Here is a 24,221-nt window from a genome sequence, read left to right as displayed (position 1 = left end):
TACAGCATCTCAGCGCGGTGCCCCGGCCGACCACGGGCCTGAGCAGGACGAGGCTGTCGCTGTACGCCGGCACGGGGCGGAACAGGACGGCGGTGCCACCCTCCGCCGCCGCGGGCGCGGGGCCTGCCTCAGCGGGGTGCGCCTGCGGGGACGGGGCCGAGGAGGATGACGGTGTCGCCTTGTGCCGGAACGGACTTGCGGCGTTCGGTGACGGGGTCCAGGCGGTGGTCGGCCCGTACGACGAAGAGGGTGTCGTGCTCCGGTGGCAGGGGTGTGGTGGCCGGCTGCACCACGAATCGGGAGCCTTGTGCGTAGCGATCGGCCAGGACGTGGCGGACCAGGGAGCGGCCGAAGAGGATGTCGCCGCCGGTGTAGGGAGCGACCACGCCGTGGCTGTCGTGCGGTGGGCCCACCCGATAGACGGGACCCTCGACGTTGTCTTCCATGACGATGGAGGCCAGGGCGTTGAAGTCGTCGTCGTCGGTGGCCAGGAAGACGGCCGACACGCCTTCCAACCGGGCCCCGGGGTTGATGCCGGTGGCCAGCAGGTCGCCCTTGGCCAGAGGGAGACCGGCGCCTGTGATGCGTTCCCGTTCCTCCTCGCCCCCCGCCCACATCAGGACCTCCAGGCCGGTGGAGCGCAGGGCCTTGCCCAGGTCGACCACCCATGCCTCGCCGCCCACCAGGAGGACGCGGGTGCTGGCTGCTTTGACGACGCCCAGCCGGCGGGCGACCGGGGCCGCGGTCAGCGCGTACAGCAGGACGGTTCCCACGATCACCAGGAAGGTGACGGGGAGGATCTTCGCCGCCCCGGTCACGCCCCGTTCGACCAGGCCCGCGGAGAACGTCGACGCGGTGGCGGCGGCGACGATGCCGCGGGGGTCCATCCAGGCGACGAGGGCGCGTTCGCCCTTCGAGAGGTCCGTGCGGGCGGCGGCGCCGAAGGCCACCAGCGGCCGGACCACCAGGACCAGGATCGCCAGGAGGCCGAGGGAGGGAAGGAGGACCGGCACCAGGGATGCCGGGGTGACCGTTGAGGAGATCGAGATGAACAGCAGCCCGATGATCAGCTGGACGAGGGTCTCGAAGAAGGGCCGGCGGGCGGGCATGTCGAAGCCGCGGATGTTGGCCACGGCCAGTCCCACCACGATCGCGGCGATGAGTCCCGTGTCGTCCCGCACCACGTCGCACAGCGCGGACACACCGATCACGATGGCCAGTTGCGCGAGCGTCCCCAGCGTCTCGCCGAGCCGCAGCGTGCGCAGGGTCAGCCACAGCAGCACGACGCCTACCACCCCGCCGGCCAGCCCGAAGGCGATGCTCAGCGCGAACTGGCCCAGCTGGTAGCCGCGGCCGATGTCCACCTGATGCGATGAGGCCACGGCATGGAAGGTCAGCGCCCCCAGGATGGCGCCGATCGGGTCCGTCAGCGTCCCCTCCCAGATCAGGATGCGCCGCACCTTGTCACTGGGCCGCACGAAGTCCAGCAGCGGCCCCACCACGGTGGGCCCCGAAACCACCAGGATCATGCCGAGCATCGCCGCCACCCGCAGCGGAATACCGAACAACGCCGGCCCCACCGCACCCGTCACAAGGAAGGTGAGCAGCACCCCGTACAGCAGCAGCCTGCCCACGATCCCCCGCGTGTGGTGCGCCAGCTTCCGCAAGTCCAGGCCCAGACCGGCGTCGTAGAGGATCACCGCGACGGACAGCGACACGAACGCCGAAAAATCCGGCCCCAACAGCTTGTCCGGGTGGATCACATCCGTCATCGCACCGGCCGCGAACCCGACAGGAAGCAGAATGATCAGAGCCGGGACACGCAACTTGTTCGCCACGATCTGCGAACAAGTCGCCAGCACCAAAGTCAGCGCCAGCCCGAGGAGGATCTCGTCGTCACTCACAGCGGCTTCCTTCCACGGAGTCAGAGATGCGCGGGGCGCGGAACACGGCGGGGGGGGCGGGTGGGAGTGTCAGCTGCCGGGGGTCGCTTCGTCACCGGTGGGGCCGGTACGAGGGCTCAGGTCGGAGTCGGTGAGTTCTTCCAACTCGCCGTGAGTGTCCAGCCAGTACAGGAGGACGACGGCCGGTACGACGAGGACCAGGGCCACCAGGGTGACGATCGCCAGCCACGTCAGGGTGGAGGGTGCGCCGGCCGCGTCGGCCACGCTCAGCGAGGTGGGGAGCAGGTAGGGGCGCTGGGCCATGCCCCAGGCCAGGACGGCGGACGCGATGACCCCCACCGCCGTGACGCGCACCCACCTGCCGGGGGTGCGCAGGAGCAGCCAGGCGGTTGCCAGGGCGGACACGGCGGCCGTGATGACGAAGAGCAGGCCCAGGCCGTGGCCCAGTCCGTGCCAGAGATAGGGGGCGTCGTCGTGGATGACGGCCGCGGTGACCGCCGCCAGGACGGTCAGGACGGCCAGGGCGGCCAGTGCCCGGCGTCGGAAGTAGTGGTCGAGATCGGGGGCGTGGAATCTGTGGGCGTCGCCGGTGAGGAACACTGCCCCGAGGAACGCCGCGGCCGCGACGGCAATCGTGCCGAACACGAGCGAGGTCGGGCTGGTCCACACATCCGCGGAGGCCTCGGTGCCCGGGGCCACGCGCTCGGAGGCGATACCGCCGGCCGCGGCACCGAGGAAGAACGGTGTGACGAGCGAGGCGACAGCGAAGATCGCACCGTACAGGCGCCGGCCGGCGAGCCGCTGGGAGGGTTTACGCAAGGCGAATCCGCCGCCGCGCAGGACCATGCCGACCGCGGCCAGGGCCAGGGGCAGCCACATCGCGGAGAACACGGCCTGGAACAGGACCGGGAAACCGGTCCACATGATGACCAGGACGAAGACGAGCCAGACATTGTTGACCTCCCACACGGGAGCCATGGCGTGGTCGATGAGCCACCGGGGACGACTCCCCCGTTTGGTGCCCCCGGCCGTCAGGTCCCAGAAGCCGGCCCCGTAGTCGGTGCCGCCCGCGCAGGCATAGGTCGTCACCGCAAGGAGCAGCACCACGGCGATCAGGTCCGCCCTCACAGGCCCTCACCCCCCGGCCGGCCGCTGCCCCCAGGTCCGGCGGCGGGAACCTTGTCCAGGTCCGCGCTCATGGGCGCCCACCCCCCGGCCGTCCGCCGCTCCCGGGCCCGGCGGCGGGAACCTCGCCCGCGGGAAGGGCAGGACGCGGTCCGTAGGGGCTGTCGGCCTCGGGCATGCCACCCGGCCCCCCTGTGCGGCTCTGCTCGAGGTCGGCCATCCGCCAGCGGGTGCGCATGGTCAGCAGGACGGCGAGGAAGGAGCCGAAGAGGAACACGTACACCACCATCACCACACCGAGCATGATCCACAGGCTGGTGGAGCGGGTCGCGGTCACGGCCTCGGCGACCCGCATGTTCTGGTAGACGATCCACGGCTGGCGCCCCACCTCGGTCGCGATCCAGCCGCACTCCACAGCCACCACCGAACCCGCACCGGCCCCGGCAGCGGCGCGGTAGAACCACTTCGAGGCGGGCAGACGGCGGTGGCGCAGCCACACCAGTCCGTACCACAGGGCGAGCAGCACCAGCGCGGATCCGATGAGGACCATGATGTCGAAGGCCCAGTGCGCGATCGTCGCCTGCACTGGCGTGGGGCGCTGGTCGGCGGGGACTGAAGTCAGCCCGACCACGCGCGTGTTGGGACTGAATCCGGCGAGCACCGAGTCCAGCAACGGGACCTTGATGCCGCCCGAGACGGTGCCGTCCGCCTTCAGCCGCCCGAACAGGTACTCCGGCACCCGCGTATCGGTCTTCCACACGATCTCCATCGCGGCGAACTTCACCGGCTGCTTGTGAAACACCGACCGGGCGATCGAGTCCCCGAGAAGGAACTGCAGCGGAGCCGCGACGGCGGCGATGGTGAAAGGGACCGTGAAACCCAGCCGGTGATAGTGATCCCGCCGACCGCGCAGCCAGCCCGTGGCGTAGACACCCGCCACGACGAAACCCGCGGTGAGGACCATCGCCACGACGAAATGCCAGTACTGCGGCCCGAACATCGGCGTGAAAACCGCCTTTCGGACGCTCACGCCGACCGGATTACCCTGCGAGTCCAAGGTGAAGCCCTGGGGGGTGTTCATCCACGAGTTCGCCGCCAGGATCCCGAACGCGCCCAGCAGCGCCGTCAACGGCAACGGCAGCCCCAGCAGGAAATGCGTGCGCGGCTTAAGCCGCCGCCACCCGTAGAGATAGACGGCGATGAGCACGGCCTCCAGGAAGAACGCCCACGCCTCGACACCGAACCCGATCCCGAAAACATCCCCCCACCGCCCCATCAGACCCGGCCACAACAGGCCGAACTCAAAGGAGAGCACCGTGCCGGTGACGATCCCCAGCGCGAACTGCACCGCCATCACGGCCGACCAGCGCCGCGCCAACAGCAACGCCGTGGCGTCCTTACGGCGCAGCCCCCGGTAATGCATCACCAACGTGATGAACGGAAAAGCCACCCCGAGCGGGACCAGAATGATGTGCGAGGCCAGCGTGAAAGCCATCAACTGGCGCGCCGGCAGGAGCTGAGCCGGAGCATCCGCCAACACATGCAGGAAGGTGGCCATACAAGCCTTCACCGATCAGGGAATGAGAGAGCGGGAGGTGGTCGTCCCCCGCCGACCAGAGCATGCGAAAGGTTGGGGAGGAGGTCATCCCCCGTTGACGAGATCGAAAGAGCCGGGAGGAACGGCACGCCGCCGTCGACTACGGGATGGGAAGGGCCGTGAGGTGGTCATCCGCCGGCGGCAAAACCTGGGAGGTCATTCCCTCGCCGAGCAGAAATGGGAAGACCCGGTGAGGGGATCCCGCGGAGCCGGAAAGAGCGTCACCTCGCCGTCGACCAGGCGAGGGGAAGTGCCGAGGAAAAGAGTCACCCCCTCGCGGCCCAACCGGGGTGGTCATCCGCCGGTGGCGAAGCCGGGGAAGAGGGTCATGCCGCCGTCGACGTACACGGTGGTGCCCACCACGTAGTCCATGAGGTCGGAAGCCAGCGCGACGACGGCGTGGGCGATGTCCTCGGGTTCCCCGATACGGTCGTAGGGGATCAGCCGCAGCAGGTCCTGGCGTGCTTCGGGCGTCTCCCACGCCGCACGGTTGATGGGCGTCTTGATAGCTCCGGGGGCAACAGCGTTCACGCGGATCTTCTCCGGCGCGAGTTCCTGCGCCAGGGTCTGCATCATCATCTGCACGCCGCCCTTGGAGGAGGCGTAGTTGACGTGCCCCGCCCACGGGATCAGCTGATGCACCGAGCTCATACAGATGATCTTGCCCGCGGAGCGTGACACCTCTGGGACCACGCCCCGCCGCCGGAACTCTTTGGCCGCCTCCCGCGCACACAGGAACTGCCCCGTCAGGTTGACATCGAGAACCTTCTGCCACTGCGCCAGGCTCATCTCGGTCAACGGTGCGTCACGCTGCAACCCCGCATTGGCCACCAAGATGTCGATGGTGCCGAAGTCCTTGACCATCCGGTCCGTCATGGCGACGACCTGGTCCTCATCGGCCACGTCGGCTTCGTAGGCGGCCACTCGCACCCCAAAGGAAGCGATCTCCTCGACCACTTCCTCCGCGGCCTCGCGACCGGCCACGTAGTTCACCACCACGTCGGCTCCGGCCCGGCCCAGACCGATCGCTGTCGCCTTGCCGATACCGGAGTTCGCGCCGGTGACCAGAGCCTTCTGGCCGTGCAGCAAACGTGCCGGAATCACACTCTGCGGAGCACCCACCCTGGAATCCATGCAGTCCAACCTCTTCGAGCGCGCCAAAGGTGCCAACCCGGCACGGAATATGGCCGGACGCGCTCACGCAACCACGGGCGAGAACGCCGACATCCCCCCTCCACAGCCCTTACGCCATACGGAAGCCACACCTTCCACCGAACAGAGCAACCGACGGTGCTGTTACGAAGACCGATGCGGTGTTCTGGGCTTCGCTGGAGTTTCGACGGGATCGACGACGTAAACGTCGAGGCGGTGACCGCTGCATGCGGCACGATCGATGTGGAGGCCGGGCGGCCGGGGTGGCATGTGGCGGATGGCCTTGCTTGCGCAGAGTCATAGCGTTGCTTGATCCTCAGTTTTCACGCCGCGCGTGCTGGTCCACGACCTGCTCGCCCACTCGCGGCGGGCGATGACCGGCACCTGTGCTGCGCCTCAACACCCTGCTCCGATAGGCGTCCCTCGCGCGCTGGCAGGACAGTGCCCAGCCTCGCCAGCTTCGCACTCCACATGCTGCGAGACCCCGACCCGTGACAGCCGACCTCACCCTGGAGTGGAGTTCCGGCAGGGTCGAGGGTGCTGTGAACCGCATCAAGAAGTAAAAGGCAGCACTACGGGCGAGCCGGATTCGTACGACTTCGAAGACGACCCTGCTGACATAGCCTTCGCGGCCATCAAGCAGCATGAGCCTGGCTCCTCGTCGCGTCACGCGCATGGCCGGGAACACGGCGGCCCTGCAGGGTCAGCGAGCGGTACCGAAGTGAACGACGGAGGCACGACATGAAGACAGACGCGGACATGGATTCGCTCCGCTGGGCGGTGGCCGGGATGTGCGTCACGTTTACCCGCGGTCTGAGCCCCGAGGAGGTCTTCACCCGGTACGGGGCCAACGCGGACCAGGCACGCATACTCGACTGGGACGCGGCCTCGGATCTTGTCTCGGAGGACGAAGAGGTCTCACTCCTGCGGGCCGGCAGGCTCGGTGAGTGGACGTTCTGCGTCGAGGAGAACGGCGTCATCGGCTTCAAGGACGAACCGCTCGCGCAGTTGTCCCGGGACACGGAGACGTACAGCGTGGCTACCACCGACGGTATCGACGTCTTCCAGTACTGGCGCGATGGCGAGTGCGTCGAGAACTTTGAGCCCGGCATGGAGTACACCCGGCCCGAACGGACCGCCCCCTGGTGGGACCGGGTGGAGGCGGCACTCGCCGCACACGAAGGCGAGGATGCCGGGATGGCACCCGTCGTGGCCCTCGTACTAGACCACCTCGGCATCACGCTGGACGACGCTGCCCTCGCTGAGCCCTGGCCCAGTCTGACGCTCGCTGAGGACGACGCACTGTCAGCGCCGCTGGGTGACACCTACGCGGGCGAGGGACCGGTTCCGCCCGGGACTGTCGAGATCTGGTAAGACCCCACAGCGGTCCGACCACGGCGCTTGAGTTCTAGGATCGACGATCTTGAAAACCAGGCGTCAGCGATGACTTCCCGCGTTCGCTCCCCAAGACCTGTGGCAGAACTTGGTTGCGAGACCGCCCACAGCGCATTCGTGGCACCGCCCTCGCACCTCGGGAGAGTGATGTCGCTGAGTGGAATGCGCCCGCCGTGCTTCGGGTGCCGGACGCCGCCAGCAGGTCTTGCCCGACCAGAGGGCCAACTCCCCTGTCCAGCACTCCTGCTGGTTACACGCGCTGTGGGAGCCCACTGCTAACATCCGCACACGTGTGCGAGGGCGTGTGTCCTCGCAGGGAGGGAAACACCTGTGGGCAGATACGCCCTGTCGCGCCGTCGTCTGGCGGTCGCGATCACATCAGTCTCGCTCGCCGTGGCGGGCGGCGCCGTTCTTCCGACCACGGCCGAGGCCGCTGCGCCCGCCCCGTGGGGAACGGCCACCGCCATCACCGGTACCGACGTCAGTACCTCGGTATCGGACCTCGTCACCGCCGCTGACGGCTCGGCCGTCGCACTGTGGAACCAGTTCGCGGGCACCGGCAGCAACGAACGCAAGCTGTACGCCGCCGTCCGCCCGGCCGGCAGTGACGTCTGGGGAGCGCCGACGCTGCTGGCCGTCACACCGACCGAGGCGGGCACCGAAGAGCTGCATGCCTCGGCAGACGGCACAGTCACCGCGCTGTGGCTCGAGTTCCCCCATGAAACCTCGCCGGGATCGGGGTCGGCCGACAGCCGGGTCGTCACCTCGGTGCTCGCGGCCGACCAGTCCGCCTGGTCCTCGCCCGTCGAACTCGTCGGCACCGACGCGTCCTGGGGCGACGGCGGGATCGACCTCGCGGAAGCCCCCGACGGGAGTATTACCGCCGTGTGGGGCAGCAGAGCAGGAACGGGCAACCGGTGGGAGGTCAGTGCCGCCACCCGCTCCACCGAGGGAACCTGGTCCACGCCCGTCCAGGTGAGCACCGCCACCGAGGACGGCGCCGACTCGGCGTTGGGCCCGAGCGTGGCGGTCACCTCCGACGGCACGGCAGTCGTCGTCTACAAGCAGTGGGACGGCCCCTCCGCCTCGCTTCGTACGGTGTCGCGTGCGGCCGGAGCCGACCGGTGGAGCGCTCCCGCCTCCGCCACCCCCAGCTACCAGTCGGTGGGAGAGCCAGAGGCCACGGCCGCCGCCGACGGTTCCCTGATCGTGGCCTGGCAGGGTACCGACGAGTCGGAGAAGTCTTCACTCCTCACCACCACACGCTCCGCCGACGGCACTTGGTCCGCGCCGGACGCTGTGACCGGCACCGCCAATCTCGCGGGAAGCCCCGAGCCACTCATCGCCCCCGACGGTGACGTGACCCTCGTCTGGGTCGACTACACCTCGACGTTCAGCACCCGCACCGCCACCCGCGAGGCCGACACCGGTATCTGGTCGGCCCCCAAGACACTGTCGACGTCTTACGTGTCCGAGGCATGGGACGCGGACATCAGCGACGACGGCACCGTCCGCGCGCTGTGGCCCCAGAGTGGTGGCGGCGGCCGCGTGATGATGGAATCCGTCCGCGCCGACGGCACGTGGACCACCGCCGCCCAGGTGCCCGGCACCACCAACGCGTACGTCCTGGGCCTGATCAGCTCGGGCCCGGACGGCAGCGCGACCGCCGTCTGGTCCGGCGCGAAGAGCGGCAGCGCCAACTGGCAGTTGTCGGGCTCCCGGACCTCGTGGCCGGACCTCGCCGTCACCGGCTCCGCCGTTCCCACCGGCGCCGCGCTCAAGGGCACGGACGGGACCAGCACTGTCTGGGCGCCAACCTGGAAGCTCAGCAGCCCCGCGTCGTCCTGGTCGCTGGCGCTCACGGACCGGGCCGGCAGGACGGTCCGTACCCTCACCGGCACACCGGCCGGGCTGTCAATCGCCGCCGCCTGGAACGGCCGCACATCTCTGGGGAGTTACGCCCTCAACGGGCCCCTGGCGTGGACACTGCGCGCCACCCAAGAGGGCGCCTCCACAGATTCGCACATGGCGTCCGGCACGGTGACCGTCACCGGCGGCGCAGCGGTGTCCCGCGACTTCGGCGGCGCCTCAGCCACACCGGACGGTACCGGCGACCTGCTCACCCTCAACTCCTCAGGCGCGCTGACCTTCCAGCTGGGCAACACGTCCACCGGTGCCTTCTCGGGCAAGGTCAGTGGAAGCGGCTGGGCCACCTCCGTCAAGGCCGTACCGGTCGGCGACCTCAGCGGGGACCGCTGCAACGACGTCCTTGTCCGGTACAGCAGCGGGGCCCTGCGCCTGTACAAGCCCGGCTGCGGCAAGGCACTTACCCCGTCCACGTCATACACGAGCCTCGCGTCGAGCGGCTGGACCCAGTACGACGTACTGACCTCGCCCGGCGACGTCAGCGGCGACGGACGCCCGGATCTCCTTGCGCGGAACTCATCGACGGGAGCGGTCTACCTCTTCAAAGGCACGAGCACGGGCAAGCTGTCGGCGCGCGTGAAGCTCTACGACGACTGGAAGACGTACAAGAAGATCGTGGGGGCCGGTGACCTGAACGGGGACGGCTTCGGCGACCTGCTGGTCCAGGACAAGGTGAACACCCTGTACCGCTACAACGGCAAGGGCGACGGCACCTTCTCCGCCCGCGCCAAGGTCTTCTCCGACTGGGGCAGCTCCTACAACGCGGTCGTCGGTGCGGGAGACGTGACCGGGGACGGGCGGGCCGACCTGGTCTCCCGGGACACCAGCGGCAACCTGTACCGCAACAACGGTGACGGCAAGGGGTCGTTCGGCGGGCGCGTGAAGATTGCAACCGGCTGGAGCGGCTACAAGTCCCTTTCCTGACCGGGCGCTTGATGGCTCCCGTCCCGGCGCGATGGCGTCAGCCCGCCAAATTCAGGCACCCCGCGGCCTCCTGGCATGGCCTTGGGTGTCGCTGCCGACGGCGGAGACGAGAGACACCGGTGACGAGAAACTTCGGCGACCAGGAGACGCAGCCCGCGCAAGTGAGGCACTCCTGGTCGCCGAAGATCCCACCGCGCGGGCATCAACGGCGGCACGCAGCCAGGTCGAATAGGGTCGGCCGGGTCGGGTCGGATCGGGGAACAAGCCGTACGGACGTGTACGGCGTGACCTGACGCAGCGCACCGGCCTGGCGCCTCTTCCCCCCGCATCACCCACTGTCACGTTCAGCGCAAGCAAGCGTGGTGGCAACGGTCCGAGATGCCAGGGCGGGTGGGGGCTCGCGCGCATCACCGGATCATCTCCGATCACCTCGGCTGCGACGTCCAATCGAGGCCGGCCAGCGCGAGAGATCTACCCGTGTCGCCAACCTGATCGCAGGCTATCCTCCACTAATTCGATCATGAACACGTTCAAGGGGAGGGCTAATGGAGGACCGTGCGGAGACCACGGTGGGGGAACACGTCGAGCTGGAGTACGAGGTGACGCGCGAGGACATGAGACAGGCGCTCAAAGCGCGGGCCAAGGCCTCGGGCCCTGCCCAGCGGACGCAACGCCTGGCTCTGATCGGCGTGGCCACGCTTGCCGGGGTGTCAGCGGTGCCGCTGGCACAGGGTGAGGCCCCCGACACCGGGTCGATGGTCCTCGCCGGCCTGCTCGTCCTGATGCTGTTCGTGCTGCAGCCCTGGCTCACGGCCCGCCAGTTCCACAGAATCGCCTCCCGACACGGGGTCTACCGCGCCAGGGTCGACGACTCCGGTGTCACCGTCAGCAACTCGGGCGGCTCCAGCCAGCTGAACTGGACCGCCGCACCGCACTACGCCGAAACCTCCGACACGTTCGTCCTGCTCAGCGGTGACAAGAACGTCTCGTGCCTGACCGTGCTGCCCAAACGCGGCGTGCAGGCGCCGGCGGGCGTGGACGGCATCCGCACTCTGCTGGAGCGGCACATTCGCAGGCTCTGACCACAGGTTCAAGGCCCTGCAGCGGCCCGCAAGGCGCCAGAACGCACAGCCTCCCCATCTGTAAGCCTCAGCAGCCGAAGTGGAGACGGAACGGGAACCAGATGGGCTGCCAGATCACCACGAGCATGCTCCGCAGCCGTCGGCACCGCCCACCAGGTCGGCCCCAAAAGATCCGGCGCCCGTTCCCCACCACGTCCCCCGGTCGCCGTGCCGGCGCCTGCCCGTCTCGGACGCCAGGGACCGGCGAACGAGGTTCGCCAGTTGGCTGGACAGCGCCTGACCCTCACGACGCCACCTGAGGGGCGGCCGCGCCCCAACTGCGGTCCTGCTGATGACTGCTGGGACAGCTGACGCCGCACAGAAGCGTGGGGCGGCCGCCGGTCAGTCGATCTCGCGGCGAGAAGCGGGTGATCGCGATGACGGTCTCGGTCACGACCATCGCCTGCCGGGTACCCGATGAGGCCGGCCCCGGACAGACTGCCGCCGGCCTCCAAGGCCCGTTGAAGACTCAGGACCCGCTGATGCCCATGGCCTGGCCGGGTGTGCTCGTCAAGGCCAGCCCGCGTGCGAATTCCTGCTGAGCCGCCCCGCGCTCAAGGGCGCCGAGCTCGCCCGGGCCTCTGCGGCGCAGCGCGATCAGGCACAGACCGATCGCAACCGCGAAAACGATGACCATGGCGATGACTGCCATGTCCCCACCCCGTTCCCTTTGATGGAGCCGTCTTCTGGCTCCCTGATCAGCAGTATCACCTGCCACGTGCCACTTGCACCTCAGGAAGACCTCAATTGGCTGGGCCACGAGGAGTCCCACGCCGCGCTTGATCGGGGAACCGCTCGCGGACAGACTCCTCTCCGTGGGGTCAGTAGGCGTGGCCGTCCGAGGGCTGATCGGGAACCTGCGGTGACTGCCAGCCTGCCCTTGTCTCGTCGCCGCCGGGACTCTGTGGCAAGCGGGTTCATCCGGGCGGCCGCCGAGACGTGTGCCTGCTGCAAGCGCAACGGGGATGGATCTACACGGCCACCTTCTCCACCGCACGCGAGGTCAACGGGCCTCGCTCCCCGATTGGGCTCTGGCTCAACTTCCGTAGTGCTGCCAGGCTGAGTGACGGCTGCTGCTCCGGGCCGTTCGGGGAGTTCCCCAACGGCCGGTGGGCAAAGTGATTGGGCAGACGGTTCGAGGCCGTGGGAGAGGTCGCCCTCCGGCTGAAGGAGTCGCTGTTCCCATGGATCGCGGACACTCGGGTGCTGTCGGTGGACGTGAACGTCGAGATCGTGCGCGTTGCCCCGCAACGCACTGCGCACGGTTTGCCGAACCGCCAGGTGTCGAGGTCATCTGCCGGGACCGGGCGCCGTACTTCGCTGAAGGCGCCGGCGCCCCACAGGCGATCCAGGGTGCCCGGACGCATCGAGGAACTCCTAGAGGGCCACCCTCTTGCCTGCCCGGCCCAATCACCGCAGGATGCGACGCCGGAGCAGACTCGGCGAGAACAGCCTCGGCAAGGTGTGAATCGAGTGCGTTCCCCCGCCGATCGCCGCCGAACTCATCGATGTCATCGCCGTCGGCGGCGCCTTGGTCGTGCACGTGGGCAAGTAGGCGCAGCCCTTTCGGCAATTCGTCGCCCGACACCCTTTCCCCACAAGACCGATCCAGCCACAATGGGCGCCACAAACTGGCTGGTACGTCAGGAGAAAGCGCACGTACCGGGCGCAGGGGAAGGCGGATCAACCTGATGCAGCACGACCCGGGCGGCAGTGACGTGCCGACGGAGGGCGGCGGACCGATCGACGACCCGCCCGATGCCCAACTGACGGAGCTGCTGCGCGGCGACCCTCCCACCGCGTACACGGCTCTCAAAGCGCTTCGTGGACGCCACGGCGCCTCGGTCCTCGCCTACGCCCGGCTGTGCACCACCAGCGAGTCGGCAGCCTCCCAGCTTGCCGCTCAGACCTTCACCCTCGCGGCTCGCGAGACGGCACGTGGCATCGACCCGAAGGTTCCCTGGCGGCACCAACTCCTGCTGCTGGCCGGCCAGGTGGCCACCTCGTGGGTGCGGGACCAGCGGGCAGCCGGCCTCAACCCGGGTCTGCTCCTCGTACTGAGCACCACGGGCCACGCCACCCCCGTGCCGTCTCTGCTGCCCGCCTTCCACACTCTTCCGACTCGGGCCCAGGGCCTCATCTGGTACGCGGCCGTGGAGCGCGAGCCCGCGGAACGCACAGCTGTCCTGCTCGGCCTGACCAGGGAGGAAGTCACGTACGGCACGGACCAGGCGCTTCAGTCCCTGAGCCGGGCTTGTCTGAAGCACCGGCTGGCCGAATCGGACGACCCGCGCTGCGGAGATTTCCGCCGACTGATTGAGGAGTCGGTACGGCCGGACAACCCTCGCTTCAGCACCGACCTGAACACCCACATGGCGCGTTGCGCCCACTGCTCGGCCGCCTACGCGGAAGTGACCGCCCTGCGCGACGGTCCGCGGTCCGCCCTGGCCGATGGGTTGCTGCCCTGGGCGGGCGCCCAGTACGTCGCTCAGGATGTGTCAAGCCTTGAGACCCTTGCGCCCCAAGTCTCGTATGGCCCAGAACAATTGACGGTTTCCTGGCCCTCCCGTCGCTTCGTGCTGCGCTCGGCGGCTGTGCTCGGTGTAGCTCTGGTGCCCGTGCTGCTTCTGCTGCTGTTCTCGGGTGGCGCACCGTCCACGGACCAGGGCGCAGCACCGGCCCCGCCGTCGACGTTGCCCGCGGTCACGGTGTCCGTCACCGCGACACCCACGTCCCCGACCTCGCCCGCGGCGACCTCCGCCCGTCCCAGCCATAGACCTGCGCCGTCGAGGTCGGCGGTCCCGCAACCGTCCCCGACCGTCACGTTCCGGCCGCCGGGCAGCACCTACGCGCAGGTGGTGAACGTTGCCTCCGGCCTGTGTCTGGACATCCGGAACGGTGAACTGGCCAAGGGCACGGACGTCACGACGGCTCCCTGCACCGGTTCTCGCACTCAGCGCTGGCGCGTCGATGTCGACAGCACATCCCTTCGATCGGCAGCCGACGGGGATCTGTGCCTGGACAGCCGCGGTTCGACCGACCGGGGCGTGGGCATCTGGCCGTGCTCCTCGCTGCACGGCGAGCACGGCGACAACCTGAGGTTCACTGTCGACGGGGACGGCGCCATCCGGCCGGCCGTGGCCCATGAGACAGCCGTCACCCCGGACGGCGACGACGGACTGTCGCTGGTTCCCTTCCACGACGGTCCGAGTCAGCGCTGGCAGGCAGGCGACACGTGATCGTTGCGACCCGCTTCGTCTACGTCCATCCCACGGGCATCGTGCTGGGCAGCGCGGTGGGGTGGTGACGAGACGGCGAGGTCGAGATAGGCCGCGTGCGTACGTCCTGATCCGTCGGGCTCAATTTTCCCAGGTGGAGGGAACGGCTTCGCTGGCACAATCACTGGATGACCAGCAATGACATCCGGTTCGACTGCCGCCAGCGTGGCGACGGCGGCCCGGTCGTGATCGTCCCCCGCATCGACGGAGCACCACTCACCGAGCTGATCGATGGGTTCGAGATCGCGGCCGGGATGCAGCCCGCAGGCGACGCCTACGGCGGTTTGATCCCGGAGTTCTTCCGGTTCGGCCCGATGCAGGATCACTTCCTTGGACGGTCCACCAACGCGATGGGGCCGAAGACACCCGTTCTCGGTTGTGAATGCGGGGAATGGGGATGCTGGCCCCTCTTGGCCCGCATCACCGCGACAGCCGACCTCGTGACCTGGGACTCCTTCGAGCAACCCCATCGCAAGACCCGCGAGTACACGGCATTCGGTCCGTTCCAGTTCGACCGATGCCAATACGATGACGCCCTACGCGCGCTGAACGCCGCCACCGGCCCCGACGAGACGTAATCAGCACCCGCTACCAAAAGTTGTGAGAAGCAGGCGTGTTCGTGCTGGCGGGGGGGTGCCGTAGAGGGCGTCCGCAGGAGCCGAGTTCGACCTTGCGGCGGTCGAAGTGCTCCTCGAACTCGGACCACTCGTCAGCGGTGACGTCTCGGTATTCGTCGGTGGGACGGATTTGGCGCCGGTGCTCCAGGTGTTCCTGGTAGTGGCGGATTCCACCTTCGTCGAACACCGCGTCGTAGCCGCGAGTGGTCTGGACGTTCAGGTGTCCGAGCACCGCACCGACCTCTTCGGCCTGCAGAGTCAGGCCGACCGACCCGCGGACGCGGAACAGGTAACGGACGTCGTAGTGCACGTGGGCGGGCTCGTTCTTGTCCGGCCGGGGCGCGATCGTGTGGATGTCGATGTGCACGGGCGTGCCGTCGCCGAACGCTTCCAGCTCGGTGACGCCGGTCTCTTCGGCGACCTCTCGCCGGACCGTCTGTTCGAGCGTGCGGTCCGAGTCCTCAGGGTGGCCGCCGGGCTGTATCCAGCGTCCGGAGGCGAGGTGGTGGATGAGCAGGACGTCGTCGGCGTCGTTGATGACGACGCCGGAGGCGGTGACGTGGCCGTCGAAGTCCCGCCTGTCGCTCACGTTGGCGCCGGCGGCGAGACGGTCCTGGAGTGGCTGGAGCAGCGACTGTTCGTCTGGGTGCCCGCGCAGGTAGCCGGTGACGACGTCCTGGAGGTGCGGGGCGGGAAGGGTCATGGCTCTCCTCGTGACCTCGTGCGCGGCGCAGCTCCACAAGGACGCAGCGGGGGACGGCGCGTTCGAACGTAGCGGCCGATCTGCGGGCGCGGGCACGGATCGCGAGAACACCGCCCGGGCGTGTGCCGGCCGCGTCGAAGGTGCCGATGCTAGCCGCCGTGGCGGGCGTCCAGGGGCGTGACGCTCCGAGTGCTCACCCGGCCGCGAACCAGATCGAGCCACTCTCGCGGGCGCCTGATTCCGGGCCGGCCCGGAGAGTTCAAGAATCCTTTCTCCCGCCATCACCCCAGTTCAGAGCGTTCCGTTTCGCGGGTGCCGGCTGACGGCAGGGCGGGCTCGGGATGACCGGATCACAGTGCTGGTAGCCGCGGATTGTCAGGGGTGTGGGCGAGGGTTCCGTCCGCAGAGCACAGCCACACCACACCGAAGGAAGCGGGTGCTGTCGACGCGTCATGCAATGTGCCGCCCGGGCGGCCGTCCCGCCGCCTTCCCGTACGTGTGAATCGAACGAAGCGAGAGGAGTCGCCCATGCAGACGGCTCTTGCCGTCCGCGTCCCGGTGTCGAACCCTCACTCGCCTCGTCGCCCGCGGCTGCCCGTAGCGGCCCTGGGGTCAGGTCCGTTGCCAGGTGCTCCACCCGTTTCCGCAACCAAGGAGAAACCGTGAATCCCGTCCGCTTGGTCACCCTTCACCCTGCTCTTGAGAACCCTCCTGCTGCGGCCGCCGAGGTCCTGGCGCACCGGCGGCTCGTCGATGCCCGCCGCGTCCTGTTCGCCGCGGCATCACGACCGTCATCGGGGTGGGGGGCATGACCAACCCGACCACTCCGCCCCCGGCCCTGCTCGCGTGGGCCGGCCGGGCACTCGGCGCCCGTCCCGCCGTCAAGGACGTCGGCCATCCGCGCGAGAACTCCCGCGTCTGGCGGCTCGACCTGCCCAGGGCGCGCCGCTACTACCTGAAAATCTCCCCCAAGGCCGTGATGTACGAGCGCGAGACGCTCGCGCTCCGAAGTGCCGCACCGGCCCTTGGCGCCGGCGGTGCGCCGCAGCTGCGCGCCTCGAACGCGCAGGGTCTGGCACTGCTGCTGACCGCCGTCGCAGGACGGCCGCTCAAGCAGCTGGCGCTCTCGCCCGTGGAGGAAGCACGCGCGCACCGGCACGGTGGCGCACTGCTGGCTCGCCTCCACGCGGCCGGTGATCTGTCCGGTCCTCGACGGGCCGAGGCAGCGCAATCTCTGCAGGCCGCGGCCGACGGCGCCGAGGGGCACCTGGCGGCGGCCGGGGACCGGCTGACCGCGCCGGAGCAGAAGCTCGTGCGCCGGTTGGCGGAGGAGCTGCGGGCCCTGCCGCCGCTGCCTCTCGCGTACATCCACGGCGACGCGTGGGACCGCAACCTCATGTGGTCGACCGCCCGACAGCAAGCCGGCTGGATCGACTTCGAGCGCTCCCGGGCCGCGACCGCCGTGCAGGACTTCGTGCTGATGGCCTGCTCCACCTGGACCGATCGGCCCGACCTGCGCGCCGCGTGCCTTCAGGGCTACGGCCGCAACCTCGCCGTCGAAGAGCGGCACGCCTTGACTTGCCTGGCGGCGATCGACGCGGTGAGCTGCCTGGTCTGGGGACCGAGGCTCGACGACCCCCACCTCACCGCACGCGGACGGCGCACCCTGGACCGGCTGATGGCGGGGGTGTTCGCATGACCGCACCGCACCACCGGACCGACTCCCCGTCCGCCGACGCGGCAGACGTCAGCGGCGAGACGGCGTCCCTCCCGGCCGCGCGGACGGGCCCCCCACAGCCTTCGGCGCCCCCGGAACTCGACTACAACGGGCGCAAACACCGGCGGGCGATGGACGACGCCACCTTGTTGGACATGGCCCGCCGCATCCCGGCGGCCCTGATCCAGACGGCCCGCCTGGCCTGGAGCGTCGACCGGCGCATGGCCCTGACGATCGTCGTATGCCAGCTGCTGTCCGGCCTCGGCACGGCCGTGATGCTCACCGCCGTCGCGAAGGCCCTGCCGCAGCTGATGGTCGACGACCCCCGCCAGGGCCTGGCCCATGCGTGGCCGGCGCTGACCGTCGCCGTCGTCGCGATGGCGGCCGGCTCGTCCATGTGGATCCTCGCGGACTGGGCGACCCGGCGGCTGAATCCGCAGATCGCCTCCGCCGCGGACCTGCAACTCGTGGACCTCCACATGCGGGCCGAACTCGCCGCCTACGACGCGGAGGGGTTCGGCGACCGGAGCCAGGCGGCGGAGATCGGCGCACTGCGCGCCGTCGACCTCGCCGACGACGCCAAGACCCTCACCAACGGCCTCGTCCAACTCGCCTCAGCGGCCGTGGTACTCACCACCTTGCACCCGCTGCTGCTCGGAGTGTTGCTGCTGTCCGTCGTCCCCCGCGGCCTCGGCGGCATGATCGCCGCCCGGGTCGACTACCGCGTCCACGACCAGACCATCTCCGCCCGCAACGTCCGCGGCATGATGCGCTGGTGGCTGACGACGGCCGACCTCGCCGACGAGCTGCGGGCCAACACCATGCGCGGCTACCTGCACTTTTGGTACCGGTCCATGTGTGACCGGGTCGAGTTGAGGGAGGTCGCCGGGGCGCGCCCGTATCTGCGCATCACGCTGCTGGCCGCCTCCCTCGGCGGCCTGTTCACCCTCGGCATGTGGGCCTCGCTCGCCGGCCTGGTCCTCGCCGGGGCCATGACGACCGCGCTCGCAGGCACCGCAGTCGTCGCCTCCCAGACCGCCGGCCGCGCCCTGAACTCGATCATCCGCTACTCGACGGTCATGTTCCACCACGGGCTCTACCTCTTCGACTACTACGAGTTCATCGACGAGGTCCGCGCCATGACCACAGCCCGCGGCACCGCACGGGCCAACCCCCCGCAGCAGATCCGTCTGGAAGGCGCCTCCTACACCTATCCGAGCAAGGAGGCCGCGGCAGTCCAGCCGATCACCCTCACCCTGAACCGCGGCGAAGTCGTCGCCCTCGTCGGGGAGAACGGCGCCGGCAAGTCCACGCTGATCCGCATGATCACCGGACTGACCGTCCCGACCGAGGGCAAGGTCCTGTGGGACAGCACCGACCTGGCCGGCGCCGACGCGGAGTCGGTGTGGCGGCACGTGGGCCTGGTACCGCAGAAGAACGGGCACTGGCCGCTGGCCGCCCGGGAGAACATCACCCTGGGCCAGCAACGCGAGCACGGCGACGAACGGATCTGGGACGCGGCCGAACGGGTCGGCATGACCAAGACCCTGCGTGATCTCACCAAGGAACTGGAGACGCTGCTCGCCCGGTCGGTGTGGGGCGGCCACGAGTTGTCCGGAGGGCAGTGGCAGAGGCTGGCCTGCGCGCGAGCGATGTACAGGGAGCCGGCCGTGCTCGTCCTGGACGAGCCGACCAGTGAGATGGACGCCCGAGGAGAGCACCAGATCTTCAGGGAGCTGCGGGCCATGGCCTCGGACCGGATCACCGTGGTGGTCACCCACCGCCTCGACAACGTGCGGATGGCCGACCGAGTGATCGTCCTCGACCAGGGGACCGTCCGGGAGCAAGGCTCCTTCGACGAACTCCTCGCTACCGAGGGGAGTTTGCTCGGCGAGCTGTACGCCCTCGCCCAGGACCGCTGATCCGCGGCCCCCAGTAGACCACGCGGGGCCGTGCAGCCGGCGCGGCCCCGCCACTCCCCCGACGCCAAGGAGCGCCATGGACAGAACCGAGCCCGAAGCCGTCAACGCCCGTGCCTGGACCACGTACGGCACCCACCATCTGCGACGAGGCACCGACATCCCGGAAGTCGACCGCATCTCCTGGGGATTCTGGCCGACCGGCCCCGGCGCCGAAGTCCTCGGCGACCTGACCGGCCTGCGCGTCCTGGACCTGTGCTCCGGCCTGGGCAAACACGCCGCCCACCTGGTACGACAGCACGGAGCCACGGTCGACGCCGTCGAAGCATCCGCCAGCCAGCACGCACGCGCACGCGCCCGCTACGGCGACCTCCCGGGACTCACCCTCATCCACGCCGACGCCGTGGACCACCTGCACCGGGCCGAGCCCTACGACGTGATCTACTCCATCAACGGCTTCGGCTACATCGACCCCCATCGCCTGCTGCCCGCCCTCCGGCCGGCCCTGAGGCCCGGCGGGCGCCTCACCTTCTCCGTCTTGCACACCAACTCCCGCGACCACGGGCCTTCTTCGAGCGTCACGCCGCGCGCGGAGATCCTGCCACTCACAGACGGCCAGGACCAGAGCGTCGAGATGTGGGTGCTCACCCCGAAGCTGTGGGAGGACCTCTGCGTGGACAACGGCCTTCTCATCGACGGGATCGACGCGCTCGACGCCCCCGAGGACGACGATCCGGTCTCCGTCCGCCTCTACCGCGCGCACCGCCGCACCTCCGCCGGCAGTCGGCCGCGCACGACCCGCCCGCCAAAGCCCAACGCCGCGCTTGGGGTCGGCGCGATCCTGCACGGACCCCGCGGACTCCTGCTGGGAGTCCACCGCCTCGGAACCACCGAGCTCCCGGGCGGGACCGTGGAGCCCGGCGAATCCCTGGAACACGCGGTCGTCCGCGAGCTCTACGAAGAGACTGGCTGCCGTGCCCGGGAGGAGGACGTCGTCCTGCTCGGCGTGCTCGTGGACCAGGTCGACACCGTCGTACGCACGACGGTGCCCGCGGTCGTGACCCAGTGGGAAGGTGATCCGGCGACGCAACCGAACGAGAGCGTGGGCGACTGGCGCTGGCACCCTGTCGACCGGCTTCCGGATGGTCTCTTCATCGCCAGCGCCCAGTGCCTTACCGCCTGGCGGCCAGAACTCGCGATCGACCACCCGGTGGCCACCTTCTACCCGTTCGCCGGCTCTGCCAGATCGGCGTCCGACTGCTGTACCGAGTCGCTCGGCGCCAAGGGCGGTGAGTCACGGTGAACGTGGGAAGCGGAGAGAGCCGACTCGTGGTCATCCGGGGAAACTCAGCGTCGGGGAAGTCCTCGGTGGCAGCCGGCCTTCGCGACCGGTTCGGTCGCGGTCTCGCCCTCGTGGGGCAGGACAACCTCCGGCGGATCGTTCTGCGCGAGCGGGACCGGCCCGGTGCTTCCAACATCGGGCTGATCGACACGGTTGCCCGCTACGCCCTTGATGCCGGATACCACGTGGTTGTCGAGGGGATCCTGTACGCCGATCGCTACGGGGAAATGTTGGAGACCCTCGCCGGTGACCACCGTGGCATCTCCCGCCACTACTACCTGGATGTCCCGTTCCCTGAGACGCTTGTTCGGCATGCAACGAAGCAAGATGCGGGGGACCTCGCGCACATCACCGAGCTGGAACTCAGGGACTGGTATCGCGAACGCGATCTGCTCTCAGGTGAGGTGGAGACCGTGATCCCCTGCGGACAGCTCGTTGAACGAAACGGTCGACCATGTCATGCGGGACACGGGCCTTGACCGTCTCCCTCCGCGAGACCTTTGACCCCTCGTGTCGGCTGCCCTCCTGGCGTGCGAGGCACAGCCAGGGATCGTCGATGAACGCGCACACGCCTCAGCCGGGGGAACGGTGTCATTGACCATCGCCGCCACGGTTGCGCAAGGGGCATCGGTACTGCCCGGTGACGCCTACGAGTTTGTGCGCCTCCGAGGGCTTGCAGACGCCGGGGCTCCACTGCCGGAAGCGGCGAAGAGTGCTTCCGTGCTGCTGTCGGATGAAACGCACATGGCGGGCAATTGGACGGCAGCCCGTCGATTTTTACAAAACGTTTAGTAAAAATTGCCGACGGGTGGTTGCGTAATGCAGCGCCACCCATTGACGGGCACCGCAAAGAAGGGCACCTTCATGGCGGCAAGCAATCCGTTCCACGAGATATGGAAGCTGGGATGCCATGAGAGGAATCAGGCACGGCCTTGTTTCGGCACTGACCGTAGGGGTCGTCATTGCGGCAGTGTTCGTTTCGCCGTCCGCGGAGTCTGCGCAGGCCTTTCCCGCCACTCCTAGGCAGAATGTCCTGACCTACCTGCGATCCATTTCCGGAAATCACACCGTTTCCGGGCAGCACAACAAGGAGCCCGCCACGTCGCCGGGGCAGTACACGCAGCAGGTGAAGGATGTCACCGGCCAGTATCCGGGGCTATGGGGCGGGGACCTGATGTTCAACGCTTCGGACGTGGCGAACCGCCAGCGCGTGATCGATCAGGCGAAAACCGAGTGGGCAAACGGCTCCCTCGTCGCCTTGACCTGGCATGTCTGCCCGCCGACCGGCGGCAGCACCTGTGCCTTCGAAGGTGGCGTGAAGTCGCACATCACCGATGCGCAGTTCTCGCAGATCGTCACCAACGGAACTGCGCTGAACACCGCGTGGAAGCGGCGCCTGGACGAGGCCGCCCCCTATCTGCAGCAACTGAAAAACGCGGGCATCCCCGTCCTGTTCCGTCCGCTGCACGAGCTGAATGAGTCCTGGAACTGGTGGGGCAACCGGTCCGGCGCCAACGGCAGCTCTCGCCTCTACCAAATCACGCGAGAATACCTTTCCGGGACCAAGGGCCTGGACAATCTGATCTGGGTCTGGAACGTCCAGGACAATCCGGCCGGCGGCTGGAGCAATTACTACCCGGGCAGTGGGTACGTGGACGTCGTATCCCTGGACGTCTGGTACAAGAATTACCCGAGTTCCGCTGACTACCAACAGATCAGGAACATCGCCGGGACAAAACCCATAGCCATAGCGGAGATGGGCAAAATGCCCACCGGGTCCCTCCTGGACAGCCAGCCCCAGTGGGCATGGTTCATGATGTGGTCGGAGCAACTGCGCGGCAACAACACCAACGCCGAGATCCAGGCGACGTACTTCCATCCCCGGGTTCTCAACCAGGGTGAGATCACCCTTTCATAGAGGCAACCGGGCTGCGTGTCGGAGCCGATCACGCAGCCCGAGCAGGACCCGTCGCGGAAGAGGGCGCGTGCCCGGCACTGTCCGCGGGCTCATACTCGTTACCTGTGTTGGTCATGAGCGTTGCCAACAGTGCCCGGCCCTGCACACGGCCAGGAAGGCGATGCGGCGGACCCGTCTGGACTTGTCCGTCTCGTGCACCTGGCCAGCATCTCGGTGTACTCGGGCGGCCCCCGGGTGGCGGCCGGAACCGGCGTAAGAGAGTCGAGCGGAAACACCATCGCCCGATCGACGTACCGGCCGGCTCCGCCCATTGAAGGTGCACGGCATCCACGAAGCATTCCTCGGCCGCGCCATATGTCTGATCACCAACCGCCCACGTCCTACGCCTTGGTGAGGACCTCTTGCGCGGTGTGCGGCCGGCGTTTCAGTGCACGAAGACCGCCGTCGCCACGGGCACAGCCAGCAGCAGGCTGAGTCCGATCAGGGGGAGGCGGTCCAGCCACAGGACGGCGGCGAATTCGCGCAGTGTCGCGGCCAGCCAGTAGGCGGGCGAGGTCGGCGCGCCCACGACGTGCACGGGCACGCCGACGCGGCGGGCCAGCAAGGTTGTGCGGTAGACGTGGAAGCCGCTCGTTACCACCGTGGCGCGGTGGCCGGGACTGGTGCCGTCCACGAGGGCCGCGCTGAAGCGGAGGTTCTGCCCTGTGTTGACGGAGCGGTCCTCCCGCGCGATCCGGTCGGCGGGAACTCCGCGTCCGCGCAGATAGTCGGCCATCGCGTCCGCCTCGGAGCGGATCTCGTCGTTGCCTTGGCCGCCCGAGACGACGAACACCACCTGAGGCGCGTCCGGGGCGCGGGCGGCGTCGATCGCGAGAGCGCGCTCCAGTCGGCGGGTCAGCAGCGGTCCGGGCCGGTCGCCGTGGAGCCCGGCGCCCAGGACGACGACATGGGTGGTTCCCGGCAGGGGGGTGCCGCGGCCCCGCAGGAACACGTAGCCGGCGAAAACGAGGAAGAGCAGAGTGAGGTATCCCGCGGCCGCGTTGACCGCGACCACGAAGGCACCGAGCGCCTGGCCGCCGACCACGTGGAAGACCACGTCGAGGCCGAGCACCGTCAGCAGCGCGCAGCCGGCGCCCCCCGTTGCCAGCAGGGCTGCCTGCGGTCCGTAGCGCCGGACCAGGAGGACGCCGTCAGCCAGCAGCAGCAGGCCCAGCGCGAGCGCCAGGAACAGGGCAGCGACGGAGAGGACGGTGGCGATGGCCGGGTGGGCTGGCGCACTGCGAGCGCCCACACCAAGTCCGGCGGAGGTTGCCGCCAGGCAGAACAGGACGGCGGTGGAGAACCGGTGCGGTGCCAGCAGAGCGTTGACGACGCCACCCGCGGCGAACACGACCGCGGCGAGGTACTCCGGGTACTCCGGCATGTGCCGCACCGCTCCGCTCTCCCGCCCGCCGGGCCACTGCCCGTACCCGCCCGTTCTCGCGCCGCCCGCGCGTTTCCGGACCCGTGCACTACGGGAACCCGCTACGGACGGCCGGCGGCCATCTTCCCAGACCCGCCGTAGTGCGCCGAACCCGGGCGAC

16 protein-coding genes and 1 pseudogene are annotated in these 24,221 nt (G+C 68.9%); 10 read left to right on the top strand and 7 right to left on the bottom strand.

Annotated elements, in window-relative coordinates:
• Positions 1–128: 128 nt before the first annotated feature.
• From ACWGIS_RS02680 to ACWGIS_RS02665, 4 genes are all read right to left on the bottom strand, one after another.
• Positions 129–1,904, bottom strand: coding sequence for a cation:proton antiporter (locus ACWGIS_RS02680; protein WP_453360608.1), 1,776 nt, complete (start codon positions 1,902–1,904; stop codon positions 129–131).
• 69 nt (positions 1,905–1,973) lie between these two features.
• Positions 1,974–3,032 carry a cytochrome d ubiquinol oxidase subunit II gene (locus ACWGIS_RS02675; protein ID WP_453360607.1) on the bottom strand — a complete coding sequence of 353 codons (1,059 nt, stop codon included), beginning with the start codon at positions 3,030–3,032 and terminating at the stop codon, positions 1,974–1,976.
• A 67-nt stretch (positions 3,033–3,099) separates the two neighbouring features.
• Complete coding sequence (locus tag ACWGIS_RS02670; protein WP_453360606.1) at positions 3,100–4,587, bottom strand: cytochrome ubiquinol oxidase subunit I; 1,488 nt, start codon at positions 4,585–4,587, stop codon at positions 3,100–3,102.
• Positions 4,588–4,920: 333 nt separating this feature from the next.
• The gene (locus tag ACWGIS_RS02665; protein ID WP_453360605.1) at positions 4,921–5,760 is read right to left on the bottom strand and encodes an SDR family oxidoreductase; all 840 of its coding nucleotides are present in this window, start codon (positions 5,758–5,760) and stop codon (positions 4,921–4,923) included.
• 759 nt (positions 5,761–6,519) lie between these two features.
• Between ACWGIS_RS02665 and ACWGIS_RS02660 the strand changes: the two genes are divergently transcribed.
• The 3 genes from ACWGIS_RS02660 to ACWGIS_RS02650 all read left to right on the top strand — a co-directional run bounded on the left by ACWGIS_RS02660 (position 6,520) and on the right by ACWGIS_RS02650 (position 11,105).
• Positions 6,520–7,152, top strand: a complete 633-nt coding sequence (locus ACWGIS_RS02660) for a DUF6461 domain-containing protein (protein ID WP_453360604.1) — start codon at positions 6,520–6,522, stop codon at positions 7,150–7,152.
• Between the two features lie 351 nt (positions 7,153–7,503).
• Positions 7,504–10,023 carry an FG-GAP-like repeat-containing protein gene (locus tag ACWGIS_RS02655; protein ID WP_453360603.1) on the top strand — a complete coding sequence of 840 codons (2,520 nt, stop codon included), beginning with the start codon at positions 7,504–7,506 and terminating at the stop codon, positions 10,021–10,023.
• A gap of 545 nt (positions 10,024–10,568) precedes the next feature.
• A complete protein-coding gene (locus tag ACWGIS_RS02650; protein WP_453360602.1) occupies positions 10,569–11,105 on the top strand; it encodes a YcxB family protein in 537 nt (178 codons plus the stop codon).
• Positions 11,106–11,613: 508 nt separating this feature from the next.
• On the opposite strand, the gene ACWGIS_RS02645 is transcribed toward ACWGIS_RS02650, so the two are convergent.
• Complete coding sequence (locus tag ACWGIS_RS02645) at positions 11,614–11,796, bottom strand: hypothetical protein (RefSeq protein ID WP_453360601.1); 183 nt, start codon at positions 11,794–11,796, stop codon at positions 11,614–11,616.
• A gap of 1,039 nt (positions 11,797–12,835) precedes the next feature.
• Between ACWGIS_RS02645 and ACWGIS_RS02640 the strand changes: the two genes are divergently transcribed.
• Both ACWGIS_RS02640 and ACWGIS_RS02635 read left to right on the top strand, forming a co-directional pair.
• Entirely contained in the window at positions 12,836–14,383 is a 1,548-nt protein-coding gene (locus tag ACWGIS_RS02640) for a ricin-type beta-trefoil lectin domain protein (protein ID WP_453360600.1), read from the top strand.
• Between the two features lie 167 nt (positions 14,384–14,550).
• Complete coding sequence (locus tag ACWGIS_RS02635) at positions 14,551–15,000, top strand: hypothetical protein (protein WP_453360599.1); 450 nt, start codon at positions 14,551–14,553, stop codon at positions 14,998–15,000.
• 10 nt (positions 15,001–15,010) lie between these two features.
• Here the strand turns inward: ACWGIS_RS02635 and ACWGIS_RS02630 are convergent, their stop codons facing one another.
• The gene (locus tag ACWGIS_RS02630) at positions 15,011–15,742 is read right to left on the bottom strand and encodes an NUDIX hydrolase (protein WP_453360598.1); all 732 of its coding nucleotides are present in this window, start codon (positions 15,740–15,742) and stop codon (positions 15,011–15,013) included.
• 808 nt (positions 15,743–16,550) lie between these two features.
• On the opposite strand from ACWGIS_RS02630, the gene ACWGIS_RS02625 reads away from it, so the two are divergent.
• The 5 genes and pseudogenes from ACWGIS_RS02625 (at position 16,551) to ACWGIS_RS02605 (ending at position 22,638) form a co-directional block, all read left to right on the top strand.
• Positions 16,551–17,441 carry a phosphotransferase gene (locus tag ACWGIS_RS02625; protein WP_453360597.1) on the top strand — a complete coding sequence of 297 codons (891 nt, stop codon included), beginning with the start codon at positions 16,551–16,553 and terminating at the stop codon, positions 17,439–17,441.
• Positions 17,438–19,381: an ATP-binding cassette domain-containing protein gene (locus tag ACWGIS_RS02620; protein ID WP_453360596.1), complete on the top strand. Its 1,944-nt coding sequence runs from the start codon at positions 17,438–17,440 to the stop codon at positions 19,379–19,381. Before ACWGIS_RS02625 ends, ACWGIS_RS02620 begins: the two co-directional genes overlap by 4 nt.
• Positions 19,382–19,457: 76 nt before the next feature.
• Positions 19,458–20,681 (top strand): NUDIX domain-containing protein, encoded by a 1,224-nt coding sequence (locus ACWGIS_RS02615; RefSeq protein WP_453360595.1) that lies wholly within the window; start codon positions 19,458–19,460, stop codon positions 20,679–20,681.
• 2 nt (positions 20,682–20,683) lie between these two features.
• Positions 20,684–21,224, top strand: a pseudogene (locus ACWGIS_RS02610) (AAA family ATPase).
• A gap of 406 nt (positions 21,225–21,630) precedes the next feature.
• Positions 21,631–22,638 carry a glycosyl hydrolase gene (locus ACWGIS_RS02605; RefSeq protein WP_453360594.1) on the top strand — a complete coding sequence of 336 codons (1,008 nt, stop codon included), beginning with the start codon at positions 21,631–21,633 and terminating at the stop codon, positions 22,636–22,638.
• A gap of 424 nt (positions 22,639–23,062) precedes the next feature.
• On the opposite strand, the gene ACWGIS_RS02600 is transcribed toward ACWGIS_RS02605, so the two are convergent.
• Positions 23,063–24,061 carry a YdcF family protein gene (locus ACWGIS_RS02600; RefSeq protein WP_453360593.1) on the bottom strand — a complete coding sequence of 333 codons (999 nt, stop codon included), beginning with the start codon at positions 24,059–24,061 and terminating at the stop codon, positions 23,063–23,065.
• Positions 24,062–24,221: the final 160 nt, after the last annotated feature.

It is taken from the genome of Streptomyces sp. NPDC054842 (assembly GCF_053611025.1).
The sequence above is the reverse complement of the archived record's forward strand: the minus strand, read 5'-3'. Positions and strand labels throughout refer to the sequence as shown.

What these genes read in the sequence shown, in the direction of transcription:
- ACWGIS_RS02665 (WP_453360605.1), bottom strand. Translation starts at nt 5,760, where the DNA reads ATGGATTCCAGGGTGGGTGCTCCGCAGAGTGTGATTCCGGCACGTTTG.
- ACWGIS_RS02645 (WP_453360601.1), bottom strand. Translation starts at nt 11,796, where the DNA reads ATGGCAGTCATCGCCATGGTCATCGTTTTCGCGGTTGCGATCGGTCTG.
- ACWGIS_RS02640 (WP_453360600.1), top strand. Translation starts at nt 12,836, where the DNA reads ATGCAGCACGACCCGGGCGGCAGTGACGTGCCGACGGAGGGCGGCGGA.
- ACWGIS_RS02630 (WP_453360598.1), bottom strand. Translation starts at nt 15,742, where the DNA reads ATGACCCTTCCCGCCCCGCACCTCCAGGACGTCGTCACCGGCTACCTG.
- ACWGIS_RS02625 (WP_453360597.1), top strand. Translation starts at nt 16,551, where the DNA reads ATGACCAACCCGACCACTCCGCCCCCGGCCCTGCTCGCGTGGGCCGGC.
- ACWGIS_RS02660 (WP_453360604.1), top strand. Translation starts at nt 6,520, where the DNA reads ATGAAGACAGACGCGGACATGGATTCGCTCCGCTGGGCGGTGGCCGGG.
- ACWGIS_RS02600 (WP_453360593.1), bottom strand. Translation starts at nt 24,061, where the DNA reads ATGCCGGAGTACCCGGAGTACCTCGCCGCGGTCGTGTTCGCCGCGGGT.
- ACWGIS_RS02605 (WP_453360594.1), top strand. Translation starts at nt 21,631, where the DNA reads ATGAGAGGAATCAGGCACGGCCTTGTTTCGGCACTGACCGTAGGGGTC.
- ACWGIS_RS02620 (WP_453360596.1), top strand. Translation starts at nt 17,438, where the DNA reads ATGACCGCACCGCACCACCGGACCGACTCCCCGTCCGCCGACGCGGCA.
- ACWGIS_RS02670 (WP_453360606.1), bottom strand. Translation starts at nt 4,587, where the DNA reads ATGGCCACCTTCCTGCATGTGTTGGCGGATGCTCCGGCTCAGCTCCTG.
- ACWGIS_RS02615 (WP_453360595.1), top strand. Translation starts at nt 19,458, where the DNA reads ATGGACAGAACCGAGCCCGAAGCCGTCAACGCCCGTGCCTGGACCACG.
- ACWGIS_RS02650 (WP_453360602.1), top strand. Translation starts at nt 10,569, where the DNA reads ATGGAGGACCGTGCGGAGACCACGGTGGGGGAACACGTCGAGCTGGAG.
- ACWGIS_RS02635 (WP_453360599.1), top strand. Translation starts at nt 14,551, where the DNA reads ATGACCAGCAATGACATCCGGTTCGACTGCCGCCAGCGTGGCGACGGC.